Below are 12,409 nucleotides of genomic sequence, written 5' to 3' on the forward strand. Positions count from 1 at the left end.
CCGGTCTTACGCCCGCTTCAAATAAATTTCCAGCGCCGTTGCAAGGGCGACCGGTACTTCGTGCATAGGATAGTGTGCCGCATTCGGCAGGATTTCCATCTCGGCGTTGGGATACCACGCAAGCCACGTGCTGCGCATCAGCTCAGGAGTCAAAGTCGGATCATGCTCTCCTATGAACACTTTCACCGGTACGGCGTTGCCCGCCACGTCCGCCGACATGTCGCTTGCCGCCCATTGCGGCAGATAACCCGCGAAGGCTTCGGGTCGCGACAGGCGAGCCGATTCCTGTGCGAGGCGGGTGCTCCACGCCGGCGACAAACGCCTGGCCGTAGAAAAGTCGATAATGCCCGCGCGCACGGTGATGTCATCGACCGCGCGTTCGAACCCAGCCAGCCGCGCAGCATCCATTCGTGATCCACATGCTGGCACCGCCGCGATGCCCACCATCCGCTCAATCCGTTCAGGTGCTGCGAGCAGCACTTTTTGCATCGCCATGCCGCCCATCGAATGGCCCAGCAGGCTGAAACGCTGCCAGTCCAGGTGATCGGCCAGTGCGACTACATCGGCGGCCGCTTCAGCGAACGTGTAGTCGCCGTCGCGCTCGATTGAACGGCCATAGCCGCGATAGTCGAAGAAAACGTAGGTGAACGCGTCCAGGTCGAGCGCCGGCAGTATCGGCGCCCAGTCGGCGGAACTGCCGAACCAGCCGTTCATCGCGAGTACTTTGCGCGGCCCATCGCCTACTTTCAAAAATCCGTTGAGTGCAGTCATTTGTGCAGTCATTTTTCGCCTGTATGCAGGGCGTGCGCCGCGACAATGCGGCCGCGGCATTCGCCGAATCCGATCGATACGGCGCCCGGATGGCTGGCACGCGCGGTCAGCGTGATTTCATCGCCGTCTTCGAGCGCAATGCGAGTCTCGCCGCCAGGCAGTTGCAATGGGTCCTTGCCGGCGTTCGTCAGCTCCGTGAAGCAGGCCCGCGAGACATCTTCCGCGCCTGAAATGGTGCCGCTGCCGAGCAGGTCGCCGGTGCGCAGGTTGCAGCCGTTGCTGGTGTGGTGCGCGATCATTTGCGCGAACGTCCAGTAGAGGTTGCCCAGATGCGTGAGCGTGATGCGTGCCGGCGCTGTACCCGCTGAGCGCATGCGCGCAGTGCTCAGATACGCTTCCAGTTCAATATCGATACCGCCCGCACGGCGGTCTGCTTCGCTGTCGAGATGCGGCAGCGCGGCAGGGTCGCCGGCCGCGCGCGCCGGTGCCGCAATACGAAACGGGGCAAGCGCCTCCTCAGTCACGATCCACGGTGACACGCTGGAATGAAAGCTCTTGCCAAGGAAGGGCCCCAATACCTGCTCGAACCATTGAATGCTTTTCGCGGACCAGTCGTTGAGCAGGCAGTAGCCGAACACGTGGTCGAGCGCGTGATCGATATTGATCGGTTGTTCGGGATCGTTGCCGCGCCCGATGAGCGCTGCCAGTTCCAGTTCGAAGTCGAGCGCCGGCGCGGGACCGAAGCGCACTTGACCTTCTGCGTCGCGATATTGGCCGTACGGGCGCCGCACATTGCCGCCGCTCACGCGAATCGACGAAGCCCGGCCATGATAGGCGATAGGCAGCGACTTGAACGCAGCCGGCAGCGGATCAGCCAGACCCTTGAAGCGTCCATGCCGCTCGGTGTGATGCAGCGACGTCAGAAAGTCGGTGTAATCGCCGATATCGCATGCGAGCCGCATCTCGACATCGGACATGCGTGGCAGGATGAGGGTTTCAAGCTCGCGCAGACGGCCAGGCAGCGGCGTATCGCGGCTCAGCAGGCCAGACAGCGCGTGGCGCAGCGCCGACAGGTAGCGTGGCTCGAGCGCCATCAGATCGTTAAGCGTGCCGTTCCCCGATGCTGATGCCGCCGTGCAGGCAATCAGCGCATCGCCGTCCACGAGCCGTGCTTCTGCCAGCGCGTGCAGGTCGACAATCTGCTCGCCGATCGCCACGCCCGCACGCGCGCGGCCATCGCGGATGAATGCGCCGAAGGGCAGATTCTGAATCGGGAAGTGGCTGCCGGGCGCGTTGGCTGATTCGATCCAGCTACGGCGCTCGGGGTCATGTGTCGGATTTAATGAATTCATGCCGGCCGCTTCTGCAGGTTTGCGGTTTCCTCGGTCCATGCGTCGAGCGTGAGACGGGCGTCGGCTCTAAAGCCCGCCAGTTGCTCCGCGGGCGCAGTCGGTACGGTCAGTTCGAGGCGGATGCCGTTGGGATCGAAGAAATAGATGGACTGTACGAAATGATGATCCGTCGCACCAAGCACCTCTACACCGGCGTCCAGGAGCCGCTTCTTCATGAACTCGAGTTCGTCGAGCGCGCCGAGCCGCAACGCGATGTGGTTGACCCAGGGCGGCGTATTCGACGACGGCAGCGCGGCGGTGTTGTCACCGAGATCGAAGAACGCGATGTTCGAACCGTCCGCCATTTCAAAGAAGAGATGCACGTACGGGCAGTATTCGCCGGTGCTCGGCACGTGGTCCAGACGAATGACGTGGACCAGCGGCAGACCGAGCAGGTCTTCGTAAAACTTGCGCGTCTCTTCAGCGTTACGGCAACGCCACGCGAAATGATGCAGGCCCAGAACGGGCGGAAGCTTGGACATTGTTTGTCTCCTTGATGACCGGGAAAGCGGGTTAGATTTCGACCGTGTCCACGTTGTATTCGAACAGCCAGTTGTACCGTTCCTTCACGCGTTCCTCGGTCCATTCGCGATCGACATACGCGGCGGCACCCTCAGCGTCGGCGAGTTGAGGATTATGAAAGCGAGTGGCATTGGCGGCCGATCCGCGCACGACACGTGCTGTTCGCTCCAGCCGCAACTCCGCATAACGCGCAAGCGCGCGTGCAAGATCTGCGCCGTAGCGTTCGAGGCATCTTGCAAGCAGGTAGCCATCTTCTATGGCCATGCCCGCGCCTTGCGCGAGGAACGGCAGCGTCGGATGGCACGCGTCGCCGAGCAGCGTCATGTTGCCGGAGGTCCAGTTGTTCATCGGCTCGCGGACCATGAGCGCCCACTTGTAGGGAATATCGATAGCGGAAATCAGCGTGTGAACGTCCTCATGCCATCCGGCGAAGTCGCCGTGACATTCTTCGAGCGTGCCTTGTTCGGACCACGATTCGACTTCCCAGCCGGACTTTTCCACTGCACCGACGAAGTTGATCAGCGTGCTGCCGCGCAACGGATAGTGGATGACGTGGGCACCCGGGCCAACCCAGTTCGCGCCGTAGGGCACGCGCAGATGGTCCGGCAAGCGGCTTGCGTCAATCACGCCGCGCCATGCCATGACGCCGGAGAACACGGGCTCGTCCGGGCCGAATAGTGCGCGCCGCACGGTGGAGTGAACGCCGTCGGCACCGATCAGGAGGTCCGCTTCGTAGATCGCACCGCTCACGGTATGCACGGCCACCTTGCCTGAGCCTGCCTCCTGATGCACCGATGCCACTTTCTCGCCCAGCTTGATGGTGTCCGGGCTCAACGCGGCGACGCCCTCGGCGAGCGCCCGGTGCAGATCTGCGCGATGCAGCGTGAAGTAGGGGTAGCCGTAGATTTCCCGCGACTGGGTGCCAAGGTCGAACAGCCGCCAAGTCTGTCCGGTGTTCCACAGCCTCACCCGCTTGCCAAGGGGTTCGCATGCATCGTGTTCGAGCGTTTCGCCTATGCCGAGCTGATACAAAACCCGCGTTGCGTTCGGACTCAATTGAACGCCTGCGCCTATTTCCTTGAGTGCCTGCGCCTGTTCGAGAATCGTGACGTCAAAACCCTTCTTTAACAACGCGAGTGCAGCCGTCAATCCGCCAATACCCGCTCCAGCAATAATTATTTTCATTCGTCTACCGATTTGTTTATCGTGAAAGTCGGTGTAATCGAGATTATTTATGAATCAATCGATAATTCTGATTAATCGTTCACTCACTCGATGCCTGATTCAGTTACTTTAAAACAACCGTCCGTCGGGATGAAGCAAATTAAACCGAATGAGTTATCACCGAAATTTGATAATCGCGGAATAGGCGTGATTGAATTCGGCATGGCGATGGCGTCCGCGGATAAACCCGGATTGCCGGAACGAAAACAAAATGTAATTCGGGATTTAGCAGTCTGGAAGTCCGGGCGCGGCGTTTAAACGCCCCAGCGACGCACGGTGTTTGCCTCAAGGCCGAACAGATCGAGCACGCGGCCGAGCGTGTGGTCGACCATATCCTCGATCGATTCCGGGTTCGCATAGAAAGCCGGCACGGGCGGATAAACAATCGCGCCGGCTTCCGTGACCGAGGCCATGCTGCGGATGTGGCCGAGGTGCAAGGGCGTCTCACGTACCATCAGCACGAGCCGCCTGCGCTCCTTGAGCATGACGTCGGCGGCTCGCGGGAGAAGGGCGCCCGTAATGCCCGTCGCGATTTCGGAGAGCGTCTTGACCGAACACGGAGCGACGATCATGCCCATCACCGGATATGATCCGCTCGAAATCGCGGCGCCAATGTCGGCGTTCGTGTATGAGACGCTGGCCATTGCGCGCACGTCGGCCACGCTGTAGTCCGACTCGTGGGCGAGCGTGACCTGCGCCGACCGGCTCATGACGAGATGCGATTCGATTTCCAGTTGTCTTAGCAACTGGAGCAAACGCACGCCGTACACGACGCCTGACGCACCGCTGATACCGACGACCATGCGCCGCGGAGGGATTGTTTTGGATTGCATTACGTTCTCCGATTCCACTGTCAATGCTTTTTCGATCCGCATTCACATTTGCGGCGGATAGTAGCACGCTGGAGCTAAAGCAAAACATGCTTAATCTCTTTAAAACGGTTAATCGGTAAAAACCCTTGTCAAGTAATCGGATTCTTCGATGAATCCATCGATAATTCGTGATTCAAATGCGGATCTGTCTTCGCTACACTCCGAGCTGCGTACAAAACCGCCTTGCCCGAAATTGCAAAGGTCTTGTGCGCTCAGGTTCATCCGACATCAGAGCGGAATAACGTAAATAATAATTGGAGACGTCTTTGAAAAAGCGATTCTTGATCGGCTGCAGCGTCGCCGTGTTTAGCGCGCCCGTATGGGCGCAGTCTTCGGCGACGCTCTATGGGAGCGTCGACGTTGGGGTGGACTATGTATCGAACTCTCGCGGCACCCACCTGTTCCAGGAGTCGGCGGGCAAGCGCACGCCGGATCGTTTCGGGTTTCGTGTCGTCGAAGATCTGGGCGGCGGCAATTCGGTGATTGCGCGCTTGGAGTCCGGCTTCCTGACCAACACGGGCGCGCAGATCAACCCCACCAGTTTCTTCAACCGGATCGCGCTGGTGGGCCTCACGAACAACAGCTTTGGGACGGTGAGTGCAGGCAACATTCCCGACTACATCTATGAGTACATTGGTGCGATCAACAACTCGGTTCCCGGCATTTCATCGTTCTACACCGTGGGGAATCTGGATGGCCTCGCGAACACGCACGCGCTGGTCAACTCGGTGAAATACGATACCCCGAACTTCTATGGCTTCCAGGCCGGTGCGATGAACAGCTTCGGCGGCCAGGCGGGCAACTTCAGCTCGGGGCGGCAGTACAGCATCGGTGCAAAATACGCGCAAGGGAGCCTGAAGTTCGGCGCGGCCTACACCATGTCGCACAACCGTACCGCGGACGTGTTCGGTACCTTCGGCCTCACGTCGCTGCTGGGGCAGCAACTGCAGCAGGGAACCCTGTTCAACGCGGCACGCTATAGCACGATCGCTGTGGCGGGCTCGTACGTGATCGGCCCGTTCACGCCGCATCTGACGTTCACCGACGTCAAGCTACAGAATGCGAAGGGAAGTGCCTCGGAGCGCAACTATCAGGCGGGCGTGAACATCGACCTGACCGGCGAACGGATTTACGTGCTGGGCCTGTCTTATAACCGCTCGCTCTTTGAGGACCTGACGTTCAACCAGTACAACCTCTTCCTCACGTACTACCTGTCGAAGAGTACGCAGGTATATGCGGGTGCCGGGTTGCAGCGTGCCTCGGGACCGAACGCTCAAGCGGAACAGTTTGGCTACCAGCCCTCCAGCACTGGCAGCCAGACCGTGGCGCGCATCGGTATCAATCACTTGTTCTGAGAGTGCCCAGGACGGATGTGGCGTCCGGCTCGACGGGATAGGCGGTTTCGTTCGCGGCTTTGTTCACTGTTTTCGATTGCATGATCACAAATTTTTGATTCTGTCGTAACGCAAGGCGCTTTATATTCACCTCGGCCCGATGGTCGAGCCCCGGAGAAGAAAAACGAGCGAATGCCGGGGCAGCCGAGGCGCATCTGACAACGAGGTCCATGGAAGACATGCAAGCAGATCGAACTTTCAATATCGCGGATTTGGTGGAAGAACAGAAGATTGGCCGTTTTGCCGTCGGTCTTTTGTTCTGGTGCTTTCTTGTCATGCTGATGGACGGCTACGACCAGACCGCCGTTTCATTCGCGGCGCCCGCGCTCATCAAGGAATGGCATGTCAGCCGCGGCGGATTCGGGCCCGTGTTCGGCGCCGGCCTGTTCGGTACGCTCATCGGCTCGTTCTTGTTTGGGTACCTCGGCGATCGTCTCGGACGCAAGAAGGCCATCGTGACCGGCACCCTGTTTTTCGGGGTGCTGACGGTGGCGTCTGTATGGAGCACTTCGCTTGACCAGTTAATGCTGCTGCGTTTTCTCGCGGGACTCGGGATGGGCGGCGTCATCCCGAACTCGGTGGCGCTGGTGGCGGAATATGCGCCCAAGCGGCTGCGCGCGACGTGGGTCACGCTGATGTTCTCGGGGTTCTCGATCGGCGCTGGATCGGGGGGGCTGGTGTCGTCGGCGTTGATCGGGCGCTTCGGCTGGCCGGTCATGTTCGTGGTCGGTGGCGTCGGCTCTCTGCTTGTCGGCACGTTGTTGATGTTCGTGCTGCCGGAGTCCGCAAAACTGCTGGTGGTCAAGAGGCGCAGCCCGGAGATCGTGGCGCGGCTGGTTGTCCGTCTGCGACCGGAGCTGACCATCCCGGCCGACGCGCGTTTCGTCGCCGATGAAGTGACGCAAACCAAAAAGCGTTTCGTATTGAAGCTGATTTTCTCCGACGGCTTGCGCGCCATCACGCCGTTGCTGTGGATTGTATTCATTGCCAATTCGATGGCGCTCTATTTTCTCCAGAACTGGCTGCCGATCCTGATGGAAGGCGTCGGTGTCGGTGCCCAGCATGCCAGCTTGATTACCGCGATGTTTTCGGTTGGCGGCGTGCTCGGCGGCCTGATTCTCTGCCGCTATGTCGATCGTCATGGCGTGTTGGCGGTGATCGCGCTGCCCGCCATCGGCTGCCCGATTGTCGCGTTGCTGGGCACGGGGATGTCCGAGACGTGGCTCACTATCGCCGTGTTTTTCACGGGCTTTTGCGTGGTCGGCGCGCAGTACGGGCTCTATGCGGTGGCCGGGATGATCTATCCCACGTCGTTTCGTTCGGCGGGTGTCGGCAGCGCGATTTCGATCGGGAAGATCGGCTCGGTGTCGGGGCCGGTCATCGGCGGAATGCTGCTCTCCATGCATTTGCCTATATCGGACCTGTTCTATGCGGCGACGGTTCCATTCGTCATCGTCGCGGGTTTTTCGGCCGTGCTGGCGATCCTGTATCGCGCCCGTTTCGGCGCCGATCACGCAGCGGGCGTCGTGTCGTCCGAGCCGGTCGAGCACTCAGTCAAGCCGTCGTGAGCGTCTGCCGGTAACGGCTTTTGTTAATTGACCGAGAAGGGAAGTTGATGGGCCGTACTCTCTATGACAAGATCTTCGAGGCCCACACGATCCGTACTCAAGCGGACGGCATGTGCCTGCTGTATATCGACCGGCATCTGATCAACGAGGTGACGAGCCCGCAGGCGTTCGAGTCGTTGCGCCTTGAACGGCGCATGGTGTGGCGGCCGCGCGCGAACTTCGCGGTCGCCGATCACAACGTGCCGACAATCGGCCGCAAGGAAGGTATCACCGACGAAATCTCGCGGATCCAGGTCGATGCGTTGCGCGCGAACTGCGCGGCGAGTGAGATCGTGCATCTCGGTATGGATGACGAACAGCAGGGCATCGTCCATGTCGTCGGTCCCGAATTAGGCATCACCTTGCCCGGTATGACGATCGTATGTGGCGATTCGCATACCAGCACTCATGGAGCGCTCGGTGCACTCGCCTTCGGAATAGGGACCTCGGAGATCGAGCACGTCCTCAGTACGCAAGCGCTGCTGGTCCGGCGCAGCAAGAATCTGCGCGTGACAATTGATGGCCGTTTACCGGCAGGCTGCAGCGCGAAAGATCTCGCGCTGGCGGTGATCGGCCGTATCGGCACGGCCGGTGCGACGGGCCATGCGATCGAGTATGCCGGCGCGGTGGTGCGAGATCTGTCGATGGAAGGGCGCATGACACTCTGCAATATGTCGATAGAAGCCGGCGCCGTGGCCGGGCTGATCGCCGTTGATGCAACCACCCTGCAGTACTGCCGGGAACGTCTCTACGCGCCGCGAGGTAGTGACTGGGATCGCGCGGCGTTCGAATGGACGGGGTTGCAATCGGACCCGGATGCTCGATTCGATGCCGAAGTCACGATGAATGTGTCTGCGCTGTCGCCCCAGGTTACCTGGGGCACGTCGCCGGACATGGTTGCGGATATCACCGGCGCGGTCCCCGATCCTGCTCTTGTCGACGAGCCGGGCCGACGCGCGTCCTGTATGCGAGCGCTCGACTACATGGGGCTGACGGCAGGCACTCCTATAGAAAGCATCGCGCTTGACAAGGTGTTTATCGGCTCATGCACGAATGGACGGATAGAGGACCTGAGGGCTGCGGCGAGCGTGTTGCGCGCGATGGGTGGTCGTGTTGCTTCCACCATCAGACTGGCGCTCGCGGTCCCGGGTTCAGGCGCGGTCAAGCGTCAGGCGGAAGCCGAGGGATTGCACGCCGTCTTCATGGCGGCCGGCTTCGAGTGGCGCGACCCCGGTTGTTCGATGTGTCTCGCGATGAACGCCGACCGGCTTGAGCCGGGCGAACGGGTTGCGTCGACGTCCAACCGTAACTTCGAAGGTCGCCAAGGCGCGGGCGGGCGCTCGCACCTCGTCAGCTCCGCGATGGCAGCCGCCGCCGCGCTACGCGGGCATTTCACCGATATCCGTACGCTTGCCATGAATGAGACGCTGCAATGATCGAACCTTTTTCTCGCCACACCGGCGTGGTCGTGCCGTTGGATCGCGATAACGTCGACACTGACGCGATCATGCCCAAGCAATACATGAAGTCCATCGCACGGTTGGGATTCGGTCCGTATCTCTTCGACGAATGGCGTCATGAGGATGTCGGCTATTACGGCAAACCAGCGAGCGAGCGTGTCATAACGGCTGGTTTTGTCATGAATCAACCGCGTTACGCCGGCGCGTCGGTCCTGCTGACACGACGCAACTTTGGTTGTGGCAGTTCACGCGAGCATGCGCCGTGGGCGTTGTTTCAATACGGCTTTCGCGTGCTGATAGCCGAAAGTTTTGCCGATATTTTCTATAACAACTGCTGCAAGAACAAGATGCTGCCCGTTGTGTTGAATGCTAAGGATATAGAAATGTTACTGGCACAAGTCGACGCGGTTCCGGGTTACGCACTGAAGGTCGACCTGCCGGCTCAGACGGTGACCACGCCAATTGGTACCAACCTGCATTTCGATATTGCGGCCTCGGTCAAGACGCGGCTTCTGGAAGGCGTCGACGACGTGGACGCCACTTTGTTGCTGGCGTCGGAAATCAAGGCGTTCGAGGACCGGCGACTAAACGAGAGGCCCTGGTTGTGACGCTTTAAAGCGGCTCTGGACATAACGTTGCTCAGGTGGTGCGCCGACACGCGCTCCATGTTCTAGTCGCCGGATTTTGATGTGCCGCTCGTTGACGCGCCGTAAGCCGCGGACTCGGTTTGGCTTTGCGTGGCCAGTTTCTGTTGAGCCCTCTGCAGGCTTTCCGGGTAATCGAGCTGGTCGTTCGCGGCTGGATCGAATCCTGCCTGCTTGAACTGGATAAACTCGGCCTTCACGTCAGCGCGCGTGGGCGTGCCGTTGTCTTGAGCGATGGCGAAAGCGGGGAATACTAATGCGATGGCAAGTGCTACTGATGAAAAAAATAACTTGGTCATTTTATGTTCCTGCGAGCGGTGGTAGTAGTAGCAACATCGTTTGCGATGCAGCATTCTATTAGTATAACTACCAATTGCCTTTTTTTAAAATTAAATAATTGCAGGAAATTACATTTTGACCAGCGCCGTGCGACGACGCTTGGCTGGCTTTAGATGCCATCGCCTTGATCCGTGAGCCTTGCTCCGGATTCGGCCAGTATGGCTCCCGTGTGTTCTCCTAGCGCCGGAATCCGAAGGTCGGGTTGGCCGGGTTCGCGCAAGAAGCGGATGGGCGTATTAAGGTGCAGATCGCCGTTGTCGTCGGCGAGCAGCATGCCCCGTTCATGCACATGCGGATGCCGCAGGGCCTGGGCGTAATCGACAACAGGCGCAACGCCAATGGATCGTGCTTCCAGCCATTCCATCCACGCTGCCAGAGGTTTGCGTCTGAACGTTTCTGCCAACACCTTTCGCAGCGGATCTTGTGCCGTTCCCGGCACGCCCAGCGCCACGCTCATCAGCTCGGGGTGCTCGAGCGCACCAAGCAAGGCCTTGGCAAAACGCGGCTCGCCGGCGCCAAGACAGAGCCATTCACCGTCAGCGGTCTCATAGGGCTCGAGCATCGCATGGCCAAGTCCGGGCGTGGACTCATGGCGTTCTGCCACGAGTGCACCGAATAGGGCGCCTGGACGCGCGCTTAGAGCGACATCGTGCATCGACACGTCCAGATAGTCACCGAGACCCGTTGCCCGTGCTGAAAGCAATGCCATCAGGATGCCGGCGAGTGCACTGTGGGCGCTGCACCAGGACGCCACGGAGACTGGCGGGATGACCGGCTTATGGTTGTCATCGCGGGGCAGGATACCCGCCAGCGCCTGCACGGCGGGATCGTGGCCCGCCATGTCGCGCAATGGACCGTCCTGACCAAATGCGGTGACCGAGCAATACACAAGCCGCGGATTGATCTGTCGCGCGATGGCTTGGCCGATGCCAAGCCGCTCGGCTACGCCGGGGCTGAATGATTCGATCAAGACGTCCGCGTCACGAATCAATTGCTTTGCCAGCTCCCGCCCGTGCGCTTGCTTCAGGTCGAGCACGACGCTGCGCTTGCCGCGGTTCAACACTGAAAAAGAGTCACCGGCGTTTTGGGTCGTGCGGCTGCGGCGGCCGCCGCGCGTGGGGTCGCCCTCCGGCGCTTCGATCTTCGTCACCTCCGCGCCGTGGTCCGCCATGATCGCGGAAATCAACGGGCCGGCCATAAACCGGGAAAAGTCCAGTACGCGGATGCCTGATAGTTTCAAACCGAACCCTGTCGTGAAATATGGAAAAGCTCATCCTCGGTCCGCGTGGTTGTGTGCGGACCGAGGGTGCACCGACTGCAAGCGAGGCTCAGCGGCCCGTAAACTTGGGCGGACGCTTGTCGAGGAAAGAACGGATGCCTTCGGTGGAGTCACTCGATCCGACCAGCGACGACTGCGCGAGGCGCTCGAACAGCCGCCCTGTTTCGGTATCGACGTTCTGGCAGGTATTGGTCACATGCTTGGCGATGCCCACCGCGAGCGGCGCGCCGCGCATCAGCAGCCGCGCGAATTCGAATGTCTTTGCTTCGAGCTCTTCGTGCTCGACCACGGAGCGCACGAAACCCATGCTGCGAATTTCATCCGCGTCGACGGTGCGGCCGGTCATCACCAGGTCCTTGACGTTTTCAATTCCGATCATCTGGATCATCCGCGAGCACGCGCCAGACGCCGGAATCACGCCGATAAAAATTTCCGGCAGCAGGAAAGTCGCGCGATTGGATGCGAACCGGAAATCGCACGATGCCGCAAGTTCAATCCCACCGCCCGCGCAGACACCATTGATGGCCGCGATGACCGGCTTCTCGATCGCTTCGAGATCGTCGAGCATGTCGTGGTTGGCGCGCACATAAGCGCGATAGTGCGGCAGCGGCATGCCACGTTCGCCTTGCAGTTCCTTGACGTCGCGGCCAGCGCTGAAGCCGCGGCCCGAGCCGGTAATCACGATGACGCGCACGCTCTCGTCGTAGTTCAGCCGCCACATCGCGGCGCGGATTTCTCCGATCATCGCGGAGTTGAAGGCGTTGAGTTTATCCGGGCGGTTCAGCGCGAGTTTCGCGACGCCTTCCACCGGCATTGTCACTTCGATGGTCTTGAATTCATCGTTTTCCACCAGATATCCGCGCGGCCCTGCGGCCCGGTTCAATGTCCAATCCATGTGTGTCTCCT

12 protein-coding genes are annotated in these 12,409 nt (G+C 60.2%); 4 read left to right on the forward strand and 8 right to left on the reverse strand.

The window, feature by feature from the left end:
• Positions 1-6: 6 nt before the first annotated feature.
• From ACSQ8V_RS35645 to ACSQ8V_RS35665, 5 genes are all read right to left on the reverse strand, one after another.
• Positions 7-771 carry an alpha/beta fold hydrolase gene (locus tag ACSQ8V_RS35645; RefSeq protein ID WP_436208954.1) on the reverse strand — a complete coding sequence of 255 codons (765 nt, stop codon included), beginning with the start codon at positions 769-771 and terminating at the stop codon, positions 7-9.
• Between the two features lie 8 nt (positions 772-779).
• Positions 780-2,123 (reverse strand): fumarylacetoacetase, encoded by a 1,344-nt coding sequence (gene fahA / locus ACSQ8V_RS35650; protein WP_436208955.1) that lies wholly within the window; start codon positions 2,121-2,123, stop codon positions 780-782.
• The gene (locus tag ACSQ8V_RS35655) at positions 2,120-2,644 is read right to left on the reverse strand and encodes a VOC family protein (protein ID WP_213762673.1); all 525 of its coding nucleotides are present in this window, start codon (positions 2,642-2,644) and stop codon (positions 2,120-2,122) included. Before ACSQ8V_RS35655 ends, fahA begins: the two co-directional genes overlap by 4 nt.
• Before the next feature lie 31 nt (positions 2,645-2,675).
• Positions 2,676-3,869, reverse strand: coding sequence for an FAD-dependent monooxygenase (locus tag ACSQ8V_RS35660; RefSeq protein WP_213762672.1), 1,194 nt, complete (start codon positions 3,867-3,869; stop codon positions 2,676-2,678).
• A gap of 293 nt (positions 3,870-4,162) precedes the next feature.
• The gene (locus ACSQ8V_RS35665; RefSeq protein ID WP_436208956.1) at positions 4,163-4,741 is read right to left on the reverse strand and encodes a UbiX family flavin prenyltransferase; all 579 of its coding nucleotides are present in this window, start codon (positions 4,739-4,741) and stop codon (positions 4,163-4,165) included.
• A 305-nt stretch (positions 4,742-5,046) separates the two neighbouring features.
• Between ACSQ8V_RS35665 and ACSQ8V_RS35670 the strand changes: the two genes are divergently transcribed.
• From ACSQ8V_RS35670 to leuD, 4 genes are all read left to right on the forward strand, one after another.
• Complete coding sequence (locus tag ACSQ8V_RS35670; protein WP_213762670.1) at positions 5,047-6,135, forward strand: porin; 1,089 nt, start codon at positions 5,047-5,049, stop codon at positions 6,133-6,135.
• Between the two features lie 218 nt (positions 6,136-6,353).
• Entirely contained in the window at positions 6,354-7,742 is a 1,389-nt protein-coding gene (locus ACSQ8V_RS35675; protein ID WP_436186486.1) for an MFS transporter, read from the forward strand.
• Positions 7,743-7,789: 47 nt separating this feature from the next.
• Positions 7,790-9,217 carry a 3-isopropylmalate dehydratase large subunit gene (leuC, locus tag ACSQ8V_RS35680; protein ID WP_436208957.1) on the forward strand — a complete coding sequence of 476 codons (1,428 nt, stop codon included), beginning with the start codon at positions 7,790-7,792 and terminating at the stop codon, positions 9,215-9,217.
• Entirely contained in the window at positions 9,217-9,849 is a 633-nt protein-coding gene (leuD, locus tag ACSQ8V_RS35685; RefSeq protein WP_436209255.1) for a 3-isopropylmalate dehydratase small subunit, read from the forward strand. Before leuC ends, leuD begins: the two co-directional genes overlap by 1 nt.
• A 62-nt stretch (positions 9,850-9,911) precedes the next feature.
• On the opposite strand, the gene ACSQ8V_RS35690 is transcribed toward leuD, so the two are convergent.
• The 3 genes from ACSQ8V_RS35690 to ACSQ8V_RS35700 form a co-directional block, all read right to left on the reverse strand.
• Complete coding sequence (locus tag ACSQ8V_RS35690) at positions 9,912-10,184, reverse strand: DUF4148 domain-containing protein (protein ID WP_213762667.1); 273 nt, start codon at positions 10,182-10,184, stop codon at positions 9,912-9,914.
• Positions 10,185-10,333: 149 nt separating this feature from the next.
• Positions 10,334-11,464, reverse strand: coding sequence for a CaiB/BaiF CoA transferase family protein (locus ACSQ8V_RS35695; protein ID WP_436208958.1), 1,131 nt, complete (start codon positions 11,462-11,464; stop codon positions 10,334-10,336).
• An 88-nt stretch (positions 11,465-11,552) separates the two neighbouring features.
• Positions 11,553-12,398, reverse strand: a complete 846-nt coding sequence (locus tag ACSQ8V_RS35700) for an enoyl-CoA hydratase/isomerase family protein (RefSeq protein WP_436208959.1) — start codon at positions 12,396-12,398, stop codon at positions 11,553-11,555.
• Positions 12,399-12,409 lie beyond the last annotated feature (11 nt).

Origin of the sequence: Caballeronia sp. LjRoot31 (assembly GCF_964253885.1) — a bacterium.
GTDB lineage: Bacteria > Pseudomonadota > Gammaproteobacteria > Burkholderiales > Burkholderiaceae > Caballeronia.

Excerpts from the sequence above, each read along its gene's own strand:
- ACSQ8V_RS35645 (WP_436208954.1), bottom strand. The coding sequence starts at position 771 with ATGACTGCACTCAACGGATTTTTGAAAGTAGGCGATGGGCCGCGCAAA.
- fahA (WP_436208955.1), bottom strand. The coding sequence starts at position 2,123 with ATGAATTCATTAAATCCGACACATGACCCCGAGCGCCGTAGCTGGATC.
- ACSQ8V_RS35655 (WP_213762673.1), bottom strand. The coding sequence starts at position 2,644 with ATGTCCAAGCTTCCGCCCGTTCTGGGCCTGCATCATTTCGCGTGGCGT.
- ACSQ8V_RS35660 (WP_213762672.1), bottom strand. The coding sequence starts at position 3,869 with ATGAAAATAATTATTGCTGGAGCGGGTATTGGCGGATTGACGGCTGCA.
- ACSQ8V_RS35665 (WP_436208956.1), bottom strand. The coding sequence starts at position 4,741 with ATGCAATCCAAAACAATCCCTCCGCGGCGCATGGTCGTCGGTATCAGC.
- ACSQ8V_RS35675 (WP_436186486.1), top strand. The coding sequence starts at position 6,354 with ATGCAAGCAGATCGAACTTTCAATATCGCGGATTTGGTGGAAGAACAG.
- leuC (WP_436208957.1), top strand. The coding sequence starts at position 7,790 with ATGGGCCGTACTCTCTATGACAAGATCTTCGAGGCCCACACGATCCGT.
- ACSQ8V_RS35690 (WP_213762667.1), bottom strand. The coding sequence starts at position 10,184 with ATGACCAAGTTATTTTTTTCATCAGTAGCACTTGCCATCGCATTAGTA.
- ACSQ8V_RS35700 (WP_436208959.1), bottom strand. The coding sequence starts at position 12,398 with ATGGATTGGACATTGAACCGGGCCGCAGGGCCGCGCGGATATCTGGTG.